Origin of the sequence: Shewanella sp. BJSY2023SW001 (assembly GCF_047314685.1) — a bacterium.
Lineage (GTDB): Bacteria > Pseudomonadota > Gammaproteobacteria > Enterobacterales > Shewanellaceae > Shewanella > Shewanella indica.
This window is the reverse complement of sequence record NZ_JBKORF010000053.1, coordinates 73347-96740: the sequence shown is the minus strand read 5'-3', so window position 1 is coordinate 96740 and position 23394 is coordinate 73347. Positions and strand designations below refer to the sequence as shown.

Here is a 23394-nt window from a genome sequence, read left to right as displayed (position 1 = left end):
GTATTAGTTTTCTTCTGAGAACAGGTCACCGCCGTGCATATCGATCATCTCCAGTGCTTTACCGCCGCCGCGGGCCACACAGGTAAGCGGATCTTCGGCAACCATTACAGGGATCCCGGTTTCCTGCATCAGCAGACGGTCCAGATCCCGCAGCAAGGCACCACCACCTGTGAGCACCATACCGCGCTCAGAGATGTCGGACGCCAACTCTGGAGGCGACTGCTCCAGTGCTACCATCACGGCACTGACAATGCCCGACAGCGGCTCTTGCAGCGCTTCGAGGATCTCATTGCTGTTCAGGGTAAAGCTTCTCGGTACCCCTTCGGCCAGATTACGGCCGCGCACTTCAATTTCCAGTACTTCATCGCCTGGATAAGCCGTGCCGATTGTGTGCTTGATACGTTCGGCTGTGGCTTCACCAATCAGGCTGCCGTAGTTGCGGCGCACATAGTTGATGATGGCATCGTCAAACTTGTCACCACCGATACGCACGGAAGAGGAGTAAACCACCCCGTTGAGCGAGATGATAGCCACTTCAGTGGTACCACCACCGATATCCACCACCATGGAGCCTGTGGCTTCGGAAACCGGCAAGCCGGCCCCTATGGCTGCTGCCATTGGCTCTTCAATCAGGTAAACCTCACGGGCGCCGGCGCCCATCGCTGACTCCTTGATCGCGCGGCGTTCAACCTGAGTGGCACCTACAGGCACACACACGAGTACCCGAGGGCTTGGGCGGAAAAAGCTGTTGTTGTGCACTTGCTTGATAAAGTGCTGCAGCATCTTCTCGGTCACGTAGAAGTCTGCGATAACCCCATCTTTCATTGGGCGGATGGCCTGAATATTGCCGGGGGTACGTCCCAGCATCTGTTTCGCCTCAGTACCGACTGCGGCCACGGATTTCTGCCCAGAGCTGCTTCGTTCGCCACGGATGGCGACCACGGAAGGCTCATTCAATACAATGCCTTCTTCACGAACATAAATGAGAGTGTTAGCTGTACCCAAATCGATCGACAGATCGTTAGAAAAAATGCCACGCAGCTTCTTGAACATGTAACTAGCCTGTATTCTGTGGAGTCAGAAGAAATGAAAATCAGCTAACTTTATCAATGCCTCCGGCATTCCACAAGACTCGCGGGGTTAACATTCGCTAATCCGTGAGGGTTTTTGGCATATATCTGTAAAAGCTGTCGCAATGCGCTGAGATAAAGTTGCCAAAAGCTTGGATCATGCCAATCCCTTGACATGATTTGTGCATATATCAAGCAAAAAAGGTTTGCACCAACATAAAGAGCCCGGCCGACAAAACTATGGTCATAGGCAGTGTCAGTACCCAGGTCAACAGAATTTGTTTAATAGTGTTTTTCTGTACTCCGGAGCCATTGGCCACCATGGTGCCGGCCACGGCCGAAGACAGGATATGGGTGGTAGATACCGGCATGCCTGTCATACTGGCGATACCGATAGAACCGGCGGCGGTCAACTGCGCGGCTATCCCCTGACTGTAGGTCATGCCACCGTTACCTATCTTCTCGCCAACAGTGTGCACAATCCGGCGCCAGCCCACCATGGTGCCGCAACCCAAAGCCAGGGCAACGGCCACTATGACCCATAGCGGCGCATATTCGGTAATGGCGTTAAGCTGACCACGCCAATGTTTTAACTGACTGACTTCTGCAGCGGGCAATGGCTGCTTGGCCAATTTGCGGGTGCTGTCATCGATACAAAGGATCAGCTGCCTGGCTTGCCGGCGCTGTTCCTGAGTCAGCTGTTTAACCGTATTCCCTTGCTCAAGGAGCCTATCCAGGCTTTGCATCGAAGCTATGGCCGAGTCCTGACAGCGACTGTCGGCAGCGTGCTCACCCAGATTAGCCACCAGCTGCGGGTTGCGATCATACAGGGCCATGATGCGCCGGTTGGCATCCTGAGCCTTATCCATATCGAAACTCCGGCTGTTCAAGTCCAGGGCAAAATAACCCGGCGCCATGCAGATAAGCACCAACATCACCAGACCTATGCCCTTCTGACCATCGTTGGAGCCATGGGCGAAACTAACCCCCATGGCCGAGGCTATCAAGGTAATCCGGGCCCAGAATGGCGGGTGCTTCTTGCCATTGACCACCATCTGCTCTGCCGGAGTGCGATGTAGCTTGGGCTTACGCCAGATACGCTTCATCACCAACAACAAAATCGCCGCCAGAATAAAGCCCAGGGTTGGAGACAAGAGCAAGGAGAGCATGATATCTATCGCCTTGCCGGTATTGACTCCATCCAACGGCGATTGACCGTTGAGCCAGGCATAGGCACCACCGACCCCCATGATGGAGCCTATCAGAGTGTGGGAGCTGGAGGCGGGAATACCGAAGAACCAGGTACCCAAGTTCCAGACGATGGCCGAGAACAGCAGGGAGAACACCAGCAACAGGCCTTGGGAGGAGTCCATGTCCAGCAAGAGCCCGACCGGCAGCAGATGCACTATGGCGTAAGCCACACCGAGCCCCCCAAGCAACACCCCGGCAAAGTTGAACAGCGCCGAAGCCAATACCGCGCCTCTGGCCGGCATGGCATTGGTATAAATCACAGTGGCTACCGCATTGGCGGTGTCGTGGAAGCCATTGATAAACTCGTATGCCAACACAAAAAGTACAGCCAGGATCAGCCCCAAAGACCAGATCCACCCCAAACCCGCAAGCGCTTCCAACATAATTTAATCAGCCAAATACAGCAGAGGCTGTCGATTATGCTCAATGTGAGTTGAAGACAAAGTTAAATTATCTACATCTTGGCGCTTTAGTGAGTTGCTTCACACTGTGGTTATTTGGCTTCAGTTAACTTCCCGCCAACTGATGATCCTGTCGTTGCCGCGATAACGGCCAAAGAAGGCACTGGCTCTGGGGTCGCTCAGTGTGCCGTCATTGAGGCCATTCCAATTCCAGTACCACTGCAACCATTCAGGCGTCTTGAGCGGCGCCGTCACCTTACCGCGATAGCCTGAGCTTCCAAGCGCACGCCACAAGAGTTCAAACTCGCCGCCAAAGGCAGTAACTGTGTTGCCGCCGCTGGCGGAGCGGCTAATATTCTGCCCGGCACTGAGCGCAGGTTCATAGCGGTAACCCAGGGTGAGTTGATCCTGTTGATATTCAAGCGGCGTGTTGAACACACTGCAGTTATCCAGTTCGTTCAAACGCCAGCCACTGCCATCCCAATACTCTGTCCTCGCCGCCATGCTCAAGATTTGGGTTTCCGGGCCAAAGGTATTGTCCAACAGCAAACGCCCATGGCGCATATTTTGGCTACCAAGACGCACGGCGCTGCAGCTGCCTGCCACTGAGCAGTCACCACTGAAATCGCTTTGCATATTGCTGTCCTGCAGCTTGGCAATCTTGTCCGGATCCTGAATTTCCAGGCCGATATCCAAAAGCGGGAAAGGCCCGTCTGTTGCAACCGGGTCCTTGCGGGCAAACTTGAGTTGCCCCTGGAACTCAGCCAGGCCATCCACCCAGGTATCTGAAGTAATCTCGCCCCCCGAAACCCGGCTGTCCAACGCCACTCCGTCGAATTGATTGGCTGCCTGATAACGGCTGTAAGCCTTGGCAAAATCACCGACATAATTTTGAGTCACTTGCCTATCCAGTGCCAAGGCGCTGACTTTATAACTGACTTCAAATGGCTGATCCATATAACTGAAACCATTGCAGGCCGGCAGCAAACTGGCTTCATCGACTCGGAAGAAGGCCGGCACAAAGCGCCCGACCGGCGTTGCAGTTTTGCCACTCGGCCCCTGCCAATATCTGCTGCCCACCAAACTCGGGAAGGTCACACTGCCCTCGTAGGGCAAGGGCGCTGTGACGCCGAATTCAAACACCCCAACCTCACTGACCGCCTGAGCGAGCCGGTTATTCTCAGGCGTTTGCTGGCGCAGATGATCATACTGCTGCAGCTGCAGTTCACCGGGTTGACCTGAAGCCGGTGCAATCAGCTTATGCCATAAAGAGAGACCTGCCTGTTGATAGGAAGGTGTAGTGAGGTTTTTACAGAGATCGGCATTACCATTATCCGCCCAGGCTTTGGCGCTGATGCTAAGTGGGAAATTTTCCTGCGCCCGCCGAAAAGGCGCACAGGAGGCATCCGCGGCCTGGCAGTATTGCTCGACCTCGACACAGAATCCCAACGGGAAGCTGACAAAATCATCGGCGCCGTGCATCACCAGCCCGGCATCCCCTTCGCTGGTCGTTCCTCTATAGAGGGTGTTTAACTCGACCCGACCGGCATCGGCATAATTAATATCGATTCGGCTTTGACCTTGACTGTCGAAGGCCAGGGTCAGCGGCGTGGCGGCAGCTTGATTGTTGCCTATATCCTGCCAGCTCAAAGTGTCTGTCGGTTTCAGTTGCACCTTGGGTGAACCGACAACTGCCGACAGCGCCTCACTCCAGAACGAAAGCGTCTTGTTGGTACTGGCAAAGGCCGGTACACACTGGGCTGTGCCATCTGACTTCATCGCCTTAACAAGCACTCCCGTCTCTGGCTTGTTGGCCAGCTTATCTGCCACATCAAAAATGAAACCACTATCGGCAAAACTCAGGCGACAGGCGGCCGTACTCAAGGGACCGCTGCCTCTTCGGCAAAGGGTATCACTGCCTGGGCGGGTGGCCGGTGTCGAGGAGGAAACCCCCAGTGTCAGCGGCGTTTGATCAAACTTTTGCAGTTGAATTTGGGTACTGCCACCGTTGAAAGTCACCGAACTTGCCGGCAACCAACGGCCGTTACTGACGGGATTCGGGCTCAGATTGGCGGTGACAGTACCAGTGAAGAGCTCTGAGCAACTGGCATTTTTACAGGCCCTCAAGGTGATGGGTTCGGCACGACAGGTAAAAGGCGCACTGCTGTAATCAAACTCAAAATGATGCACCTGCTCGCCCACGGGTTTTGACTCCAGGGCACAAACCTGGAAATTGTCTATCTCATGGTTGTTGTTGGAACCGCCGGTAGAACCTGTAAGCGACAGGTAAAAATCTGTCGGCACACGGCTTTGGCCAATAAAATTCCGGGCATTGAAAGGGCTCACCAGAGTTTGGTAACCGGCACCTGTATCTCGCTCAACAGACACCATGGCCATATTGGCCTGACGGGAATCTACAGTAATCTTATACTTATGCCCAGGAGCGGGGTAATAGCTGCTGCGCACATCTATCTTGGGATAAATATTGGCAACTGTACCTGTCAGGTATCGGTAGGAACCTGCCTGAGCGCCCCTAATAGACACTGCTTGGCGGCGAAAGCCCGGGCCATCGACACGCCCTTCTGTGGGGTTGGAAAAGTTACCGTACTCATCCAGAGCGACCCCCAACCAGCCTCCGGCAAAGCCCGGGGTGCCATCATTACGCTGGGCATAACCCAAGGCGCCACCAAAACTGCCCGGCTGCGGCGTCACGGCGGCATCCGAGAGAATCACCGCCACTCCATCACCGCCGGTACCACCCTGGGGCGACCAGGCGTAATAATCAAATTCAACTGTTACCAGATTGCCTTCAGCCGGAAACAAGCGCTGATAGGTACTGGAGGTTGCCTGATTGCCCCGGGCAGGAGTCAAACGCAGACGTCCGCCCACTATGCTGGGCGGCACTGAATTGCCCAGCACCTTGATGGCCCAAGCATCTGCCGATAGGGAAGCCGAGCTGAAGTCATCGCTGAAACACCCCAGCACTGGCGTTTGGTCATTGCCGCACATGCCGCCAAAATCGGCGTCATCGACTGCACCGAGGTCGATATTTACATCCGAGTTGCCCTTGATATCCAATGCCCCGCCGGAAGCCAGGGCACCACTGAGGGAAGCCCCACCGGCCACTTTGACCGAACCCGCCACATAGACGATGGCATTCACTGTGTTTTGCCCGGTGATATCCAACGAGCCACGCACATAGATGATCAGGTTTTCCGGTTTTCCCCATGGGTTCAGGGTCGCCTTATTGAGAGTTAAACTATCGAAATAGAGCCTGGTCGTGGTCGTGGTCGGATACAGATAACTGCCATGGAAAAAACTACCATGGCTAAAGTTAACATCCCCAGCTCCCAATGACCGACTACAGTAACGTGAATTATCTGGACAATTGAGTTCACCACGGCTAGGCGGCAGATTGGCAGGCGGTACAAAACCGTCATTTAGATGGTTACCACTAGGCGGATCGGTAAAAATATCACTGCAAAGAGGCACGGCTAAGACCGTCATGGGCCAAGCGTTAAGCAAGATCCCGAGTAACAGCAATATGCGACTATTCACGGGCTTCCACCTCCACAACCCGGCTCACTCTCAGACATTGACTGTCATCAGCCGCGCCCACACCACAACTGCCGCTCTCGCATACCGCAGTGCTGCGGATACGATACAATCTGGCACTGCCCGGGCTGGCATCCTGGCTTAAGGTCTCGCAACTGAGCTGGACATTACAGCCATGAAACCCGGTCACATCCGGCGCTGTCCAACTTGAGCCCACGGCGACGCAACCGGCAGTGCCGCCGCTTAAGGGGAACAGCCTGGCCAGGGCCGCATCGGCGCCGCTGTTGGCAGCATTGAGCGCCCTTAAGCCCCAGACTTCCAGGTTAACGCCCTCGTCGGCGTCGCCGCCAACCCGCAACAGAGTCACCGCCAACAGCGACATCACCAATATTACAAAGATGGCTATCACCAAGGCACTGCCGCCCTGATGCTTTTGCACATAACAGTGATAATTTCGGCTAGGGAACATTGATCACCTGCACTTGATGTTGATACTGAAACTTTTCACCGACAACAGCAAACTGCGGCTGCAACTGTACTATGGCGTTGTTAACCAGAGTCGCAGGCAGCAAACGCACCGCCGGGTTGGTGGCTATATCATTACTCAAGCCTTCGGCCATCAAGGCTCCCGTGCCCATGGTATCGGGCAGAGGCTGACCGGCATGATAACCATAGTGGCTATAACGGCGAATGCTGCCATCTGCCTGAGAAAAACAGTAGCTGACAGGTTGCTTGGCCACATAGAAACGCTTCGCCGGTGAGGCTTCGGCAAAGTTAACCGCGGCGGCAAACTGCAAGGTCAGCAGTGAGCCGTTGGCAGTGACCTTGTCTATAGCGTGACGCTTGTTGCTGCCACTGCCATAAATCTCCGCATGGGTCAGCGGGTACACCAGCAATTGTTCACCGGCCGAAACCGCCGTTGCCGGCGCAAACACTGTGGCAGTGTCCGTCTGGACATCCGGCGCCAAGGGCAATGACAGATAGCTGCCGCTGGCACTGATGGGCAGAAACTCCAAACACTGCTGCTGAGAGCTGGACTGCAACCTGAGACTGGAAGGCACGGCATTACGCAGCTCCCGGCTCAGGCGTTCCATCACGAAACGACTGCTGCCCAACACTCGGTCGATAGCGGTCGAATCCACAAATATGCGGGTACCAAAGATAATAAAGCTGCTGACCCCCACCACCAGAATCCCCAGGATAAGGATCACTGTGACCAACTCCACCAAGGTAAAGCCCTTGGCGAAACCTTGTCCTTTGATCTTTATGAATCTCTTACCCTGCCTGCAGCGCATCAGAAATTACTCCTTAGCACGTCGTAACGGATAGCTTCGCCCGCAGGGGTAGTTACCGTGACAGTCACCAACTTGCTGTTGGCTTGATACTGGGATACCTGGACGCTGAGACTGTACCCCGGATAGAGACTCAGGTAACTCAGGCTGGAATTAAGCATCAGGCTCTGCTCGTTAAGACCGTGGTAATCGTCAATATCGTCAAATTGATCCCGACTCTCACCATCCGGTCCATAATGGGTTTCCTGGGTACAAGGGAAGCCACCCACACCGTCACAGGCGGGCAGGCCACCATTTACGCCGCTATGTTCATCATAACGCTTGCCCCAGATCTCATTGATCACAGCCTGAGCCAACTCAGCGCTGCGCACTCGGTGCAGAGTCTGCGCCGCATGATCGCTTTGAGGAAACAACACACTGGTCAGCAGCACCAAGGCAATGCCGAGCACCAACATGCCGATCACCAGCTCTATCAGGGTGAATCCCTGCGCTTTAGCCCTCATGGATATAGCCCTCGGACTCTATGGCGATAGTCAGGGTTTCATCGGCGACCACGGAGAGGCAGGCGCCATTGCAAGCAAGGTTGGTGCGTCCATAAGCATCGAACTGGATCTGAAAACTGCTAGCACCGTTACTCTGAAGCCGTATTTGAGTATTGCGCGGCAAGCTTTCGGCGCTATTACTGCGGATAAGGGTCGCGCAATCCTGGGTCAAATGGCTGAGTTGATAGGCGCTGTTGCTGATAGTGAGCCGATAACAGCGGTCGGGATTATTGAGTGCTAACATCTGGGTCTTTTGCAACTCGGCAATCAACTCCTGTCGCAGCGTCCAGGCACTGTAACTACTGGAAGATACCAATTTGGGCAGCACCACGACGGAAAGTATGGCCAGCAACATGATAGTCACTACCAACTCCACCAGAGTAAACCCCCGGGTGCTTTTGCCCTTGGTCGCAGCCATATGATTTCCCGCCAATGCTATACCCGCTCAAGTATGGCAAATAAGCCCAATAGTTTGAATCCTGATGTAAAAAAGGCCTGCTTGGCAGGCCTTTTCAGCTACAGGCTATCAGCAGCCTGTATCTGTCAGAGTAATAGTGGGTAATGCACCGGCTGCAGTAGGTGCGATATAAACAATCTTACAACTGGCTGCTGGGTCAGCGACATCGGCTGGCGCACCGCGTTGCCAGATAGTAACTTGTTTATTATTCTCATCTTCGCTGATAACCCAGTCATTCGAACCTTCTGCAGTTGGCGAGGTGCCAGCATCAAACCGAGCGTCCATTCCTGCCTCAAGTGCAGCTTGAGTCGCGGCCATATAGCCAAAAACGATGGCGACATCATCGGTAGTCACAGTCGTACCGGCAATATCCACTGTGGTAGAAGGCTGGCTTTCCACCCCAGCCAAGGCGGCTTTGGAGTAAACCAAGCTGTTGGCTCCTTGAATCGCCCCTTTCATCCCTTGCAGGGCCGAAGCTCTGGCATCGGATTGCAGGTTGATAAACTTAGGCGCCGCAGTCACCGCCAAGATACCGAGAATAATGATCACCACAACCAGTTCGATCAGGGTGAAACCTTGTTGTTTTTGCATAGCGCTTTCCTTTGGTTCAAAAAATACAATTCAATCAGTTGTTGAAACTCAAGACCTGGCCGGTTCCCGGGTTATAGGTAATACCCTTGGCGCCTGTGGTGTTGAGATCCGGCGCCGGTGTTGCCACGCCTGAACTTTGGTTCAGTGCCAATGATGCCACCTGATGGTAAACACAGAGATCCAGCCCGGTTATTAAAGTACCGTCAATAGCTGTAGCACTTACACCTGCACCATCCAGGGCTCTGACGGTATAACGTTGTTCTCTGGCGTCAGCGGTATAGAGCACATTCTTAGGCGCACTCTGCAGTACTGTGTTGAACACTTGCTGGCAACTGGCATCATCCATGGAAGTGGCCGAAGTATTGCCAGTGCCGGTTGGATAACCGAAACGGGTGTCCAAAGACACGGAAATACCATCGAGGAGCACTGACGTATTACGGCGACCATCAACCTCCCATTGGGAGCGTACAAAACTCACCGCCGTAGCCAGGCCGCCCGTCACGCCTTCGAGGCTGGCATCCTCGGCATCATCTGTCACATTCAAAAAACGCGGAATAGCAGTTGCGGCCAGCAGGCCCAGGATAACTATTACTATCACCAACTCGATTAACGAGAAGCCTTGCATCTGTCGTTTCATCTAGGTTTCCTCCACCTGTTCGCCATGGATATTAGCAGCTCCGTTAAGATAAAAAACCATTTAGTCAATAATCTGTATTTGACGTCAAAAAAATGACCCTTCCAGTGTCCAACTGATAGCTCAGACTGTCACCGGCGGGGCTCAAATAACGGCAGCTTTGATCCCGGTTGATAAACTGAGCTTGAATCACCGCCTTATCCGGTATACCTCCCAGAAGCTGCTGCCAAAGCACCTCGCAGCCTTTGTCATCCCGGCTGGGTGCCTGTGGCCAACCGGCCTGATTCATTGCCAATGGACTAGGTTGCACCTCGTGATCCAATGTGTACCAATCCAATTGCATCTGTTCAGGGCGCCCCAAACGCAACCACTGGGATCTCACCATGGCCAATACATTCAGCAACCTGTGGTGTTCAAGCTGCAGCCCTCTGGCCGATACCTTGTCCACAGCAGAAAAATAACGCATTCCCAACACCGCCAAAATAATCAGCAAAATCAACAGCGCCGCCAGACTGGCAAAGGTTCGCAGCAGATCTTCCTCAGCCTGATGCTGGCTTGGCATCAGCCGCCTCCCTTGACCACATTGAGCATGTCCCACATAGGCAGATAAATACCCAGCGCCAGGATTAACACGACAACTGCCACTATGCCGATCAAAATAGGTTCCAGCCTGGCGGTGAGGTTCTTGAGGTCATAATCTACCTCACCCTCATAAAAATCGGCGGCATCATTGAGTAGCTGATCTATGCGGCCGGTTTCCTCCCCAACCGCCACCATCTGCAACACCAGAGGCGTAAACAACTGACTCTGATTGGAAACCCTCAGCATAGATTCCCCCGCTTCGACCCCGCGGCGCATGTTGACGATTCTGTCGTGCATATAACTGTTATCCACAGCGTCGGCCACCAAGCTGAGCGCCTGAGTCATGGGCACCCCGGCGCTCAACATCATGGCGAAACTACGGCAATAACGAGCCAGAGTCGAGCGCTCTATGATGGAACCCACCGCCGGAATATGCAGCTTCCAGCGATCCCACTGCTTTTCCCCCTGCTCGGTTTTGTGCCAATAACTCACCCCGAGTACAGTTACCACCAGCGCCACCAGCATCAAGGGCCAATAATTGACAAACAGGTTGGAAGTACCGATAAGCAACCGGGTCGCCCAGGGTAATTCTGCACCGAAGCGGGAAAACATTTCGGCGAACTTGGGGATCACCATAATATTGAGGATCACCAGTGCCAGCACCACCGCCAACAGAACAAACATGGGGTAACGCATGGCAGATTTGATCCGTCTGCGGGTTTCCTGCTCCCGCTCGATATAACCGGACAACTGCAAAAAGGCATCTTCCAGTTTGCCGGTGTTTTCTCCCACATGCACCATGGAGACGAACAAGGCGTCGAACACGTCCGGATGATGGTTCATCGCCGACGACAGCGGCCGCCCGGCGGTCAACTGCTCTGAGACATCCTGCAACGCCTCTTTCATCCGCTTGGAGTGAGTGGTCTCCGCCAGCCCGGCAATGGCTCGCAGAATAGGAATGCCGGAGCGGGTCAGGGAATACATCTGCCGAGTAAAGATCTGCAGCTCATCCAGACTGACTCTGCGTTTGAGTAGGCCCTTGAGGCTAAGATCCCGGCCCGCTTTGACCTCATTGAGTTCCAGCGGGATCACGGCTCTGGCCAGCAGTTGATCGGCCGCCGCACTCTCGGAGGCGGCATCCAGCTGCCCTTTTACCTGTTCACCGCCGGCATCCCGGCCCCGATAGGCATAAAGCGGCATAATCAGACCTCATCCCTAGCCATCATCTCGGCCGCCAACGGCACCTGAGCTTCAGAGACATCTTCCACCAACTTGGCGACCTCTTCTATGGTTGTCAGGCCAGAGTGCAAATATGCCAGTGCCGATTCAGCCAGCGGGGTAAACTGCTCGCTGGCGTAAGCAGCGCGGGCAAATTCATGGGGATTACCGCTGCGCATAGCCTCTATCATGGTTTCATCCAGTTCGAGGATCTCAAATACCCCAATACGACCGCGATAACCTGTGCCGGAGCAGCTTTGACACCCTGTGCCCACTCTGAGCCTGGCATCGGAAAAGTCGCGCTTGCTGATGCTCTGGAGCCAGACCCTGTCCTGCGGCGTGAGTTGATAATCTGTGGCGCAGTTCTTACACACCCGCCGCACCAGGCGCTGGGCGATAATGACTCTAAGGGCACTGGCCACCAAATAACTGGCCGCCCCCATATCGAGCAAACGCAGGGCGCTGGTAATGGCATCATTGGTGTGCAGGGTCGAGAGCACGAAGTGACCTGTCAGGGCACCACGCAAGCCGATTTCGACGGTTTCCTGATCCCGCATCTCCCCCACCATTATGATGTCGGGGTCCTGGCGCAGGGTGGTGCGCAGTACATTGGAAAAATCCAGGCCTATCTTGTGATTGACCTGTACCTGGTTGATCCGCGGCAGTTGATATTCCACCGGATCTTCCACGGTAATAATCTTACTCTCAGCCTTGTTCAGTTCACTGAGAATGCCATAAAGTGTAGTGGTCTTGCCCGAACCTGTAGGGCCTGTGACCAACAACATGCCGTGGGGGCGTTTTATCTGCCGCCGTACCCGCTCGAGAATATGCGGCGGCATCCCGGTTTCATTCAGGGTCAAGAGGCCGGCCGATTGGTCCAACAGTCGCATCACCACAGACTCACCGTGATAGATGGGCATGGTAGACATACGCACATCTATCTGATGACCTTTGATTTCAATATGAAAACGGCCATCCTGGGGCAAACGTTTTTCCGAGATATCCAAGCCGGCCATCAGCTTGAGCCTAAGCACCAGCGCCGCGGCAATATTGACCTCTTTGAGCACGTTTTCCTGCAACAGACCATCCACCCGCTGGCGGATCCTGAGCGACTTGTCGCCGGGTTCAATGTGAATGTCCGAGGCGCGGATCTGCACCGCATCCTCGAAAATCGACTGCAACAACTTAACCACTGTGGTCTCGTTGTCGCTGTCGGCTTCGGTCAAACTGGCGAGATCGAACTGATCATCGGCAGCGTATTCCTCCTCCAACTTACCGGCCATCTGGGCAATGTGGCCGGTGCGGCGATAGAGGTTGTCAAAAGCATCAAACAGCTGTTGCTCCTTGACCACCGCCAGTTTCAGGCGTCTTGGCGCCAACAGCACATCCAGTTCATCCAACGCCTGCAGATCGGCCGGATCGCTCATAGCCACCAGCACGGAATCCTTGTCGGCCTCAATCACCAAGGCTCGAAAACGCCGGGCCTGCACTTCGGACAAGAGGTTGACTACCTCAGCAGGAATGGGGCGCTTGCTGATATCGATAAAGGGAATATTCAACTGATGAGAGAGAAACTGCAGCAGCTGTTCCTCGCTGATAAAGTCCATGTCTATCAGGGTGCGTCCCAGCTTGCGGCCGGTTTGTTTTTGTTGTGACAGCGCGTTTTGCAGCTGCACCTCGCTGATAATCTGCTCCTGTACCAGGAGGTCACCGAGGCGCATTTTTAACTTGGGTTTCACTGGCGGCCTCCTATCTGGGCGAGTCGGTTTTCTATGTAATCACGGGCATCCGCGGACAAGCCCTGGCGCTTGAGAGCTTCCTGATAACTGGCCTTGGCGGCGTCATAATCGCCACTTGCATCCTGGGCATAGGCCAGCCCCAACCACCAGCGTCCCTGAGAGGCATCCTGCTGGATTAGGCTAAGATAACTTTGCTGTACCAAGGGCCAATCTTTGAGGCTTTGACCTATTTCTGCCTGCAGCAGCCATTTCTCGCGCCCAAGCTCGCTGCCATCGGCTACCTGTTGCAAACTGGCAAGAGCCAGAGGCAACTCGCTGCGAGCCTTTTGCACCCGGGCCAGCAACAACCAAAACACAGGTTGCTGCGGATAACGCTCGGCGCCTTGACGCAGCAGTACTGCCGCCTTGTCCAATTCGCCGCGGCCATAAAACAGCGCCGCCAGCTCCTGACGGGCACTGTGGTTGGCATCATTCAAGCGTAAGGCTTCGGCATAGGCCGACATTGCCTTGTCAATCTGGCCCAGCTCCTTGGCCTGTTGTCCCTGTTGTAACTTTTTCTGCGACAGCTCTGCCGGGGTCAGAGAAACCTGAGTCACGCTCATTTTCGTCTGGCTTGGTTTAGCAGCCGCTGATCTGGATTGGGTTATCCGGCCACTCTCATTGGAGCTGGGCTTCTGCTCCAAGCCTGACTTTTCATTGCGACCCGGTGTTTTTATTTGTGCTGACTGAGATGGCTCTTGTCCAGCCTCCTGTCCGAGCGGCTCTGCCTTGGCTGCCCAGCGTTCGGTTGCTGTGCTGGTTTCAAGGCTGTCATCGGCTAGGTTTGAGTTTAAGCTGCCTGTTTCTGAGCCATACATTTCAGTTTTTTTTGTTTCAAAGTCGTTCGTTTCAGAGCTTTTTGTTTCAAAGGCTGAGCCTTGAGCATTCAAGCCTGCATTAGAACCTTTGGGTTGTTCACTTGGAGCCATACTCTTGCTGGGCAGTTGCAGCGCCGAGATCTGCGCCTCAGGCTCCAAATTTAATCTATCACTGCCATCGGCAGCGCTTGAAACTGCCCTCGGCTGTGGCCGATTTCGGCCCGTGGGCCCAGGCTCATAAGGCACAGTCTGCGATGGCTCGGCTCGGTTGCCACTAAAGTTTTGAGTTTGATTTTGGGTTTGGGATGAGCTTGAGTTGTCATCACCCAGATAACCGCCCAACCATAACCCCAGCGCCAACAGAGAGATGCCAAGCAGCGTGCCTCCCAGCAGCAACCACCAGGGATTGGCCGCCGCGTGACTGGTCTGCCCCGCCGGCACATGAGCTAAGTTGTGCGGCTGCTGGCGTTTATCCAGATCTTTGAGCATCTGATTGACCACGCTCATAGTCCGGCTCCCTTCATGGCATAAACCCCGACCGAGGCGCCGACTGAAGCAAGGAGCAGCACCAGAGTCGGCCAAAACCAACGCCAGTTGCCAGGATGAGAAGCATCTTCGGTATCCTTGATGGCGCCCTTGATATGCGTAGACGTCACTTGCTGTTTACCTTCACCGAAACAGAGCAGCAGCGCCTTGTGCGCCAAAATATTCACCAATCTGGGGATCCCTCTGGCGGCAATGGCAATACGCTTACTGTCTGCGGCGCTGAATAACGCCGGTCCCTGATAGCCGGCCACTGCCAATCTGTGGCGCAGATAGGCGTAGACTTCATCCCGGGTCAGCGGCCGCAAGCGATAGCTGAAAGTGATCCTCTGGCGTAACTGGCGAAACTCTTGCTGCGCCAAGCGCGCATCAAGCTCGGGCTGGCCGAAGATCACCACTTGCAGCAGCTTGCGACTCTCGGTTTCCAGATTGGTCAACAGCCGCAATGCTTCCAGGCTCTCATCCGGCAGAGCTTGGGCTTCATCAAGCAGCAAAACGATATTAAGCCCCTGAACACTGAGCGCCAGCAGCTGCTGCTGAATAAGGCCACTGAGTTGCTGCTGATCTTTAATCTCATTCACAGCAATTCCCAGCTCTTCGGCAATCGCCAGCCTGAGTTCTGCCGGTGTCAAATAAGGATTGGGCAACCAGGCGCAGCGAAACTGTTGCGGCAGCTCGTTGAGCAGTTTACGGCACAGCAAAGTTTTGCCGGTTCCCACCTCGCCGGTGACCTTGATAAAACCTTCACCGGTTTGCAGCGCCACCTGCAATACTTGCAAGGCCTCCACATGGGGAGCCAACCCCAGGAAAAAACCTGTATTGGGGGTCAGGGCAAAAGGCATGCTCTGCATGCCAAAATGCTGCAGATACATAGTGGCCGTTATTCCTGTGGATACCAGCGGTCGAGCAAGCTCTGGGAACGTTGCAGCTCTTTTTGCCAGGTGCCATCAACCACCACGGTCGGCTTGAGCAAAATCACCAGCTCTGTCTTGCGCTTTAACTTACTGCGGTTGGTAAAGGCTTCACCGATAAAGGGAATATCGCCAAGCAGCGGCACCTTGGATACCACTTCGGTATTCTCGCTCTTCATCAGGCCGCCTATCACCACCACATCACCGGAAAGCGCCTTGATGACAGTATCGGACTCACGGATTTCACTCCGGGCCAAGGGCAGATCCAACGAAGAGTCACTGATCTTGATGCTCTTGTTCTGCTCTTTGACATCCGTGACTGAAGGATGCACATGCAGCAGCACACTGCCGTCTTTGTCTATCTGAGGCGTCACGTCCAGAGCAATCCCCGAGAAAAAGGGCGTCAACTCCACCTCAGGCGATGTCACCGGCGTGGTACTGGCCACAGTGGTGGAGGAGACATCCGTGACAAAGTATTCATCACGGCCAACTTTGATCACCGCCTTCTGGTTGTTGGACGCTGTCACTCTGGGGCTTGAGAGCACATCGACATCGCCTTGGGTATCCAGCAGGGTAATCATAGCGGCGAAATCTGTGCCTTTGAGTGATAAAGAGGTCACCCCTCCTATGGCCTCGGTGATCTGATTGCCAAACGAGCCCTCGCTGGTGCCAAAATTAACCTTGGTGTTACCGTCAGCCAAAGCGCTGCCAAGCACATCCTGCCATTGGATCCCCTGCTGATAACCATCGGAGAGGGTCACTTCGAGGATCTTGGCTTCCAAAATAACCTGCCGCTGCAAATGGCTCTCAGCGGTGGCAAGGAAACTGCGAATTTGCCGCAGCTCATCCGGATTGGCTCTGACGGTTACCAAGCCGGCCTGAGGTGTCACCACCACTGAGCGGCCATCACCGCTGTTGCCCAGAATCGATTCCAGGGTCTTTTGCAGCTCGCCCCAGAAATCTGTCTTGGTGCGGGAACTGATAAAGGTGCCGTTGGTGTTATTGCTGTTCTGGTTGTTGCTATTATTATTGTTGTTATTGCCAAAACCACTGTTGTTATTGTTGTTCAGGCCGTTATTGTTCTGGTTGCTATTGCTGTTGTTGTTATTGTTGTCAGAGATCCTTCCCGAGCTGACCGAGGTCAGCGACAGGCCAATGCGTTCCATATAGAGGTAATTGACCGGGAAAGTCTCGGTTCTCAGCCCAGCGGGATAGACCCTCAAGACTCGTCCTTCCCGACTGATCTCATAACCGTAAATATCCTGCACTACCTGCAAGGCTTCACTCAGGGTCACGCCCTTGAGCGACAGAGAGATATTGCCGCTCACTTGCGGGTGCACAGCCACGCTGAAGGGGGTGCCTTCCACCAGACTCGGGAAAAACACCCTGGCATCGACATCATTGGCCGAAACATCGAAACGCCGCTCGGTCTGCATAGGTGCGGCCAGCCCAGCCAGAAGACCATCGGCATTCAACTCCTGCTGCACACCGGGAGGCAAGCTGGCCGGAGGGGGCACTACTGCCCTGGCGCTTTGCTGCGCCATGGAATCACGCAGTGCCTCCTTGGAGGCGGCTGGATTGGGCCTATCCGTGGTTTGGCAGGCCGCCAGGCCCAAAGCCAACAACGGCAGCATACAGACGAGTCTGGTTTTCATTAATGTTTTTCCTTGCGCTCGGTAATCGCTTGAAACAGATAGAGTCGGCGACCATCGGCCAGCAAAACGCTGTCCTGATAGATACGGCTTAACACCACTCCCTGAACTCTGTCCCCCTGGCGGTAAATTTGGTTATTGATCACGGCCCGCTTGCCCTGAGGTCCATTGAGCAGACTACTCAGCACCAGGCCCTGTCCGCCCAGCTCTTTGGCCGGAGCGATCAGCCCCTGCGCCGGCATGGTCGGGTCCCGCAAGCTGGCGGCAACGAGATCCTGGCTACAGAGCAGCGCCAGTAAGATTAAGCCTTTAGCGGGAAGATGCCACACTGATAAAGTCCTCATTGATGCTGAGCGTGTATAACTCAAGTTGCACACTGGCCTTGGGATACTCAGACACCCGGTAATCCAGGCGCTTCCAATAAAGCTTGTCCGGCATCTTCTCTACCGCCTGTACAAACTTGAGCACGGCGAAATAGTCACCTTCCAGCTCCAGCACTATGCCGTGGCTGTAAAGGTTCATCTGCTGTTCATCGGCTTTGCCTACCACCAGCAAAGGGGTTGGGGCGACAGACTTGAAGCCGGTCAGCTGTATTCCCTGCACCCGTTCCAGCAAGGCGGTAAGCAATGACGGCATATAACTGGCGGGCACCATGTCAACCATCTGGCTGTCCAGCTGTTGATCCAGCGCAGCGATATCACGATTCACTTGCGCCAAACTTGCCTTGAGCGGCGTATCAGGGTCTTCCGCCAGGCGTTGGCGATAAAGCGCCAGCTGTTGTTGGCTGAGCTTGATGCTACTCTGGCCGGCATGCAGCCGTTGCAAATTGCTCTGGCGCTCCAGCCAAAAAGACTCCAGCGGCAGATACAGCAGCAAGAACAGCACCAACATGCTGACTCCCGACACCATGCCTCTCTCTCTTTGACTCAAACCATCAAAGGCTTGGCCCAGACGCCGAAGGAAATTCATTTCTTCACCTCCCGGGCTTCACTGGTCAGAACGAAGGCCAATGGCTGGCCTGGCTCCCGAGCCATAGTCATGGAAGCAAACGAGCGCCCTCTCAGACTCTCGGTTTGTTTGAGCTTGTCTATCCAGCGCGGCAGACTCTGCGGATATTGGCCGAAACCTTCAAACGCCAGTTTGCCTTCTTCAAGTTTGATGCGACTCAGCCACACACTGCCATCGGACACTTGAGCCAACTCCTGCAACACAGGCGCAAAGCCCTTGGAGGTCATGCGCTCCCGCTGCCCAAGTTCGGTCAGCAGCAAGCCCTTGAGCTCCCGCTCCTGAGTACGGCGCTCCAGCTCAACGACCAGCTCGGCACTAGGGCGACGCTTGGCCAATTCGGCTTCCAGTTGTTGTTTTTCGCTCTCCAAGGCCTGGCGCTGCAACTCAACCTCAAGCAACTGCCTGGACACTTGCGTTTGCTGCCACCATCCCAAGCCGATAAGCGAAAGCCCCAGTAACAAGAGCACGCCTGCAATAGCCAACAAACGGGCGAAACTGAGCCTTAACCTTGGGGGCAAGAGAGAAGGCGAATAGAGATTGACCCGGGTCTTGCTCATTTACTCCCCCGCTTAAATTCCTGATAGCTGAGTTCAGCCATTTTCATGCCGACATCCATGCCATCTACCGGACGCACTTGTTGATTAAAGTTACGGGATATCAACTGAGCCAAGGCATAGGTTTGCCCCTGAACCATAATGTCAATCGAGGCCACCGGCGCTTGCCTGAGCTGACTTTCAAAAAAGTCCATCGAGCGCTGGATCTCCAGGCTGAGGGTATCGGCAACGCCGAACCCCAAGGATTCGGCATCGGTCTGATGCAATTCAGAAAATCCGCGAATGCGCCGCTGCATATAGAGCTCACCCTCGCGAACCACAGTGAGTAATAACTCCTGTCCAGGCACTTGGCTTATCACCAGCCTGGCTAAAGGATCTTGGTTAAAGAGGTTAGTGGGCAGTAACTCTTCGATGCTAATCCCCACCAACTGCATACCTGCCTTATCTATTTCCTGGGCCAAGGCAGACAAGCGACTGTGGGAACAGACGACAACATTGAGTTTGTCACTGCTTTTAATCGGCGATTCGAAGTAATCCAAATGGATATCGGTTGGCGGCGTGCTGACCATATCCTTGACCGCCCATACCAATGCCTGAGCCATCTCATCGGCTTCAACCTTGGGCCGGTCGGCACTCAAAAGCTGATAACGACCAAAACCTAGAGCCAACTGTAATTTTGAAGGGCCAAAATCGGCATAAACCGCGGAAAACAGTGAATTCCAATCATCTTTGTGCAGTGGATAGCAATGACAAAGGGCTCTTTGATCGTCATTTTCCGGGCGAAAGACCCAGGCGTGATTGGCAGCAAGGAACACCCCGGTATTGCTACCGGATTGAGGCGCGCCAAAGTTGAAAAGACGACTGATGAATGACTTGTTCGTCATAAGAAACCCTGAGTCCCTGTGAAAACGGCAGCGTTTATCGTACCCATAAGGTTATGAACTTGCTGCCAATTTAAAGTTAAGTCAATATTTTGGCATGTTCATTCTAAACACTAATCAATTCATTTTATAGGCAAATATTATTAAACTGAGAGCTGTCCTAAAGATAGGCTCAGCAAGGCCGGCAGACAAATCCAGCCTGTAGTAACCCGGAACTCTTTCTTGATCAGGCTGTTGCCGGCATAGGCTCGCTGAACCAGCTGCCCTGAGCGGCGCTGACTCCGAGTATTCTCAGTGTCTGCCACTCTTCAAACAACTCCACCCCTTCGGCGCAAACCTGCACTTCGGTACGGTAGAGTCCACCTATCAGGCTACGAACAAACAGCTGGTTTTCGGGTCGTAGATGGATCTGCCGCACTATGGATCTGTGCAGCTTAATCAGTTGGAAACCTGTGTCCTGAATATATTGGGTGCTGATCACCTGCTGACCCACATGATCGACACACAGGCGCGCGCCCATCTTGCGGATCATCTGCAGCCTGGAGGCTATTTTCTCCTGATTGGGCGCCGCGATATCTTCACTGACCTCGAAGATCAGCCTGCCGGTCAGGTCCCGGTATTCCAGCAAGGTGGTACGCAGCCAGCGAATAAAGGCTCGGCTCATCAGCGAATCCAGACTCAGGTTGATGCTGAAACAAACCTTCTTGTCCGGCTCACTTGGCAGCAACTCAAACAAGACTCTTTCCAGAGTCTGACGCTCAATTTGCGGCATCAGGCCACATTTAACCGCCATAGGCAAAAATAGGGTCGCCCGCACCAGATTACCTTCGGGATCCCTGGCTCTGGTAAACACTTCTCTGTGATGCAGCTTGCCGTCACAATCCATCACGGGCTGGGTATAAGCCAGAAATCGCTTATTGACCAAGGCCATTTCCAGAAAGCTGCGCCAGCGTACCGAGCCTTTGGCAAACTCCTGATCTACCGCGCCCTTATCATACATAAACCAGGTATTGATCCCCTGCAACTGCGCCGCTCTCAGGGCCATTTCCGCCTCTTCCAGCAGTTGCTGATGGCCGTCACCCACTTTGAAATAAGCGCCGCCGAGATGATAGAAGTTGTCGGCGTTGTCCAGCTTGGGCAATACCTGGCTTTGGCAGACTTTTAACAAGCGGATTGCCAGTTGATCAGCCTCAGCCAGGGAAATTTGGGTCACCACTATTGCAAACTGGTTATGGGAACGACGGGCAAAAAAGCTGTTGGGCTGTGACTGCAGTATCTGGCTGATGCCATTGACGTTTTGTCTGAGCAGTTCCAGCGTCAGACTGTCCCCCAGCTTTTGTTGCAGCAGATCCAGATCTTCCAGCTCCAACAGATAGAGCACCCCATGGGCTATCATGCCCTGCTCATTGCTCAGGGCATCGAGGCGATTCTTGAGAAACAGACGATTACCTATACGAGTGTCGGGATCCAGAAAGGTATTGCTGCGGATAAACTTGTCAAATCTGGCACGTTCTTTCTGGGCATCGGCCAGCTCTTCCAGCAAACGGCTGAGGGCACGGTTGATCAACCTGGGTTTACCCTTGCCCGGCATCGCCTGCGCTTTTTCGTGCTCACCCAGGAGAATCAAACGGCTGCGCTGTGCCAGCTCTTCAATGCCCTCCAGTTGCCGCGAATACCAGAGATAACCAAAGCGGACAAACGCCAGCACGGCCCCCACGCCAAGTAGAATTATCAAGACTTCATACCAACCTGGTCTGTGCTGAGAAAACGGCTGCGGCAGTTCCAGCTCCATACGAAACTCAGGGTTATTCTTCAACGAAGATTGATAGCGCACCAGATTTTCTGTAGCGATATTGCCTTTATATTCAAATAGTAATTTATCATGATGCCAGAGCTTAAAACTGGCAGCATTGTAGGCAATTAACATGGGAGGCAGCCAGGACTCCAGCTCCCAGTTACTGCCGGAGTGGTATTGATTGGCCAGCATGGTTTCCAGCTCCGTGACCTTCTGTTGCTGGAACTTATAAGTCAGCTGCAGAAAACTCATCATGGCGCAGAGCAGAAACACAAATGCCACTATCGTCAGCGACAAGAGCCAAAAACTGGTGAGCTTTTTTGTGAGAATACGGGTGAGTTTCATCGAGGGCGATCCTGCCAGTCTTATTCTTCTTCTTGGGGGTGAGCCGCCTCACTGCGGGAACTCAACTTGCTGATTATTCAGCAGCCATACGCAAAAGGCAACCAACAAGCAGCATAGACCAGAAAATGCCCCGTTTGCCTTGCAAAAACAACAAAGGGGCCAACAAGGCCCCTTTGGAATAAAGCTGCTATCAGACTTCCGGGTATTGCGGCAGTGTGTCTATCTGCGCCACCCCAGAGTCTATGGCTGCTTGTGCCACAGCCTTGGCGACTTTAGGCAGCAACCTTGGGTCCATCGGCTTGGGCAACACATACTGAGGGCCAAAGCTCAACTCGTTGACATTGGGATAAGCCGCCAACACAGATTCAGGCACTGGCTCCTTGGCCAGTTCGGCAATGGCGTAAACCGCGGCTATCTTCATCTCATCATTGATGCGGCTGGCACGCACATCCAGGGCGCCACGGAAGATGAATGGGAAACAAAGCACATTGTTGACCTGGTTGGGATAGTCGCTGCGACCGGTTCCCATGATCAGATCCTTACGTATCTCATGGGCCAGCTCAGGCTTGATCTCGGGATCCGGGTTGGAGCAGGCGAAGATCACCGGCTTCTCGGCCATCATGGCCACTTCCTCAGCGCCGAGAACATCTGGGCCAGACAGCCCCAGGAACACATCAGCCCCCTTGATCACATCCTGCAAGGTGCGCTTGTCTGTGTTGTTGGCAAACAGCGCCTTGTACTCGTTGAGATCTTCGCGGCGAGTATGAATCACGCCCTTTCTATCCAGCATGTAGACATTTTCACGCTGGGCACCACACTTGACCAACATGCTCATACAGGCGATAGCCGCTGCGCCTGCGCCCATACAGACAAACACTGCTTCTTCAAGCTTCTTGCCCTGGATCTCGAGGGCGTTGATCATCCCGGCAGCGGTGACAATTGCCGTACCGTGCTGATCATCATGAAACACAGGAACCTGACAGCGCTCGATCAGTTCACGCTCAATTTCAAAGCACTCTGGCGCCTTGATATCTTCCAGGTTGATACCGCCAAAGGAGTCGGCAATCGCTTCGACCGTATGAATAAACTCTTCAGCTGTGCGGTGTTTTACTTCGATATCTGTGGCGTCGATATTGGCAAAGTGCTTGAACAGCAAAGCCTTTCCTTCCATTACCGGCTTGGATGGCAAGGGGCCGAGGTTACCCAGCCCCAAAATGGCGGTGCCGTTGGAGATTACAGCAACCGTGTTGCCCTTGTTGGTGTATCTGTACGCATTGGCAGGATTGGAAGCGATTTCACGTACCGGTTCTGCCACCCCAGGGCTATAGGCCAAAGCCAAATCCATACTGGTCTCGGCGGGCTTGGTCAGCATCACTGCGGTTTTGCCTGGAACGGGGAACTCATGGTAATCGAGCGCTTTTTGACGGAAATCTGTCATTTTAAAATCCTGAAATGCGGAATGATATTAAGTAAAAACCGTACAAACACAGGTCTGGATCACTGCAAAATTCCTTTC

The 23394-nt window shown here is 54.0% G+C and carries 21 protein-coding genes; all 21 read right to left on the bottom strand.

Annotated features, from left to right (window positions below):
* Nucleotides 1-3 precede the first annotated feature (3 nt).
* Nucleotides 4-1053 carry a rod shape-determining protein gene (locus ACMHXH_RS12680; RefSeq protein ID WP_025011854.1) on the bottom strand — a complete coding sequence of 350 codons (1050 nt, stop codon included), beginning with the start codon at nt 1051-1053 and terminating at the stop codon, nt 4-6.
* 208 nt (nt 1054-1261) lie between these two features.
* Nucleotides 1262-2704 carry an inorganic phosphate transporter gene (locus ACMHXH_RS12675; RefSeq protein WP_335912290.1) on the bottom strand — a complete coding sequence of 481 codons (1443 nt, stop codon included), beginning with the start codon at nt 2702-2704 and terminating at the stop codon, nt 1262-1264.
* Nucleotides 2705-2824: 120 nt separating this feature from the next.
* Nucleotides 2825-6280 (bottom strand): DUF6701 domain-containing protein, encoded by a 3456-nt coding sequence (locus ACMHXH_RS12670; protein WP_335912292.1) that lies wholly within the window; start codon nt 6278-6280, stop codon nt 2825-2827.
* A complete protein-coding gene (locus tag ACMHXH_RS12665) occupies nt 6273-6746 on the bottom strand; it encodes an MSHA biogenesis protein MshP (protein ID WP_335912294.1) in 474 nt (157 codons plus the stop codon). The genes ACMHXH_RS12670 and ACMHXH_RS12665 overlap by 8 nt, the downstream gene beginning before the upstream one ends.
* Nucleotides 6736-7572, bottom strand: a complete 837-nt coding sequence (locus tag ACMHXH_RS12660) for a prepilin-type N-terminal cleavage/methylation domain-containing protein (protein ID WP_335912295.1) — start codon at nt 7570-7572, stop codon at nt 6736-6738. Before ACMHXH_RS12660 ends, ACMHXH_RS12665 begins: the two co-directional genes overlap by 11 nt.
* Entirely contained in the window at nt 7572-8072 is a 501-nt protein-coding gene (locus ACMHXH_RS12655) for a type II secretion system protein (RefSeq protein WP_335912296.1), read from the bottom strand. The genes ACMHXH_RS12660 and ACMHXH_RS12655 overlap by 1 nt, the downstream gene beginning before the upstream one ends.
* Nucleotides 8062-8529 carry a type II secretion system protein gene (locus tag ACMHXH_RS12650; RefSeq protein ID WP_335912297.1) on the bottom strand — a complete coding sequence of 156 codons (468 nt, stop codon included), beginning with the start codon at nt 8527-8529 and terminating at the stop codon, nt 8062-8064. Before ACMHXH_RS12650 ends, ACMHXH_RS12655 begins: the two co-directional genes overlap by 11 nt.
* A 108-nt stretch (nt 8530-8637) precedes the next feature.
* Nucleotides 8638-9159 carry a type II secretion system protein gene (locus ACMHXH_RS12645; protein WP_162206881.1) on the bottom strand — a complete coding sequence of 174 codons (522 nt, stop codon included), beginning with the start codon at nt 9157-9159 and terminating at the stop codon, nt 8638-8640.
* 34 nt (nt 9160-9193) lie between these two features.
* The gene (locus tag ACMHXH_RS12640; protein ID WP_162206880.1) at nt 9194-9796 is read right to left on the bottom strand and encodes a Tfp pilus assembly protein FimT/FimU; all 603 of its coding nucleotides are present in this window, start codon (nt 9794-9796) and stop codon (nt 9194-9196) included.
* 64 nt (nt 9797-9860) lie between these two features.
* Nucleotides 9861-10355: an MSHA biogenesis protein MshF gene (locus ACMHXH_RS12635; RefSeq protein ID WP_335912298.1), complete on the bottom strand. Its 495-nt coding sequence runs from the start codon at nt 10353-10355 to the stop codon at nt 9861-9863.
* The gene (locus ACMHXH_RS12630) at nt 10355-11575 is read right to left on the bottom strand and encodes a type II secretion system F family protein (protein WP_039034081.1); all 1221 of its coding nucleotides are present in this window, start codon (nt 11573-11575) and stop codon (nt 10355-10357) included. The genes ACMHXH_RS12635 and ACMHXH_RS12630 overlap by 1 nt, the downstream gene beginning before the upstream one ends.
* 2 nt (nt 11576-11577) lie before the next feature.
* Nucleotides 11578-13332: a GspE/PulE family protein gene (locus ACMHXH_RS12625; protein WP_039034080.1), complete on the bottom strand. Its 1755-nt coding sequence runs from the start codon at nt 13330-13332 to the stop codon at nt 11578-11580.
* The gene (locus tag ACMHXH_RS12620) at nt 13329-14696 is read right to left on the bottom strand and encodes a tetratricopeptide repeat protein (RefSeq protein ID WP_335912300.1); all 1368 of its coding nucleotides are present in this window, start codon (nt 14694-14696) and stop codon (nt 13329-13331) included. Before ACMHXH_RS12620 ends, ACMHXH_RS12625 begins: the two co-directional genes overlap by 4 nt.
* A complete protein-coding gene (locus tag ACMHXH_RS12615; RefSeq protein WP_039034078.1) occupies nt 14693-15604 on the bottom strand; it encodes an ExeA family protein in 912 nt (303 codons plus the stop codon). The genes ACMHXH_RS12620 and ACMHXH_RS12615 overlap by 4 nt, the downstream gene beginning before the upstream one ends.
* Nucleotides 15605-15612: 8 nt before the next feature.
* Nucleotides 15613-17298 carry a pilus (MSHA type) biogenesis protein MshL gene (gene mshL / locus ACMHXH_RS12610; protein WP_260853015.1) on the bottom strand — a complete coding sequence of 562 codons (1686 nt, stop codon included), beginning with the start codon at nt 17296-17298 and terminating at the stop codon, nt 15613-15615.
* Nucleotides 17298-17624 (bottom strand): hypothetical protein, encoded by a 327-nt coding sequence (locus ACMHXH_RS12605; RefSeq protein ID WP_039034076.1) that lies wholly within the window; start codon nt 17622-17624, stop codon nt 17298-17300. Before ACMHXH_RS12605 ends, mshL begins: the two co-directional genes overlap by 1 nt.
* On the bottom strand, nt 17605-18264 hold the full coding sequence (locus ACMHXH_RS12600) for an MSHA biogenesis protein MshJ (protein WP_144361981.1): 660 nt from the start codon (nt 18262-18264) through the stop codon (nt 17605-17607). The genes ACMHXH_RS12605 and ACMHXH_RS12600 overlap by 20 nt, the downstream gene beginning before the upstream one ends.
* A complete protein-coding gene (locus ACMHXH_RS12595; protein ID WP_039034074.1) occupies nt 18261-18860 on the bottom strand; it encodes a PilN domain-containing protein in 600 nt (199 codons plus the stop codon). The genes ACMHXH_RS12600 and ACMHXH_RS12595 overlap by 4 nt, the downstream gene beginning before the upstream one ends.
* The gene (locus tag ACMHXH_RS12590) at nt 18857-19741 is read right to left on the bottom strand and encodes a hypothetical protein (protein WP_071475664.1); all 885 of its coding nucleotides are present in this window, start codon (nt 19739-19741) and stop codon (nt 18857-18859) included. The genes ACMHXH_RS12595 and ACMHXH_RS12590 overlap by 4 nt, the downstream gene beginning before the upstream one ends.
* 223 nt (nt 19742-19964) lie before the next feature.
* Entirely contained in the window at nt 19965-21878 is a 1914-nt protein-coding gene (csrD, locus tag ACMHXH_RS12585) for an RNase E specificity factor CsrD (protein ID WP_071475665.1), read from the bottom strand.
* 190 nt (nt 21879-22068) lie between these two features.
* A complete protein-coding gene (locus tag ACMHXH_RS12580) occupies nt 22069-23316 on the bottom strand; it encodes a malic enzyme-like NAD(P)-binding protein (RefSeq protein ID WP_215773854.1) in 1248 nt (415 codons plus the stop codon).
* Nucleotides 23317-23394 lie beyond the last annotated feature (78 nt).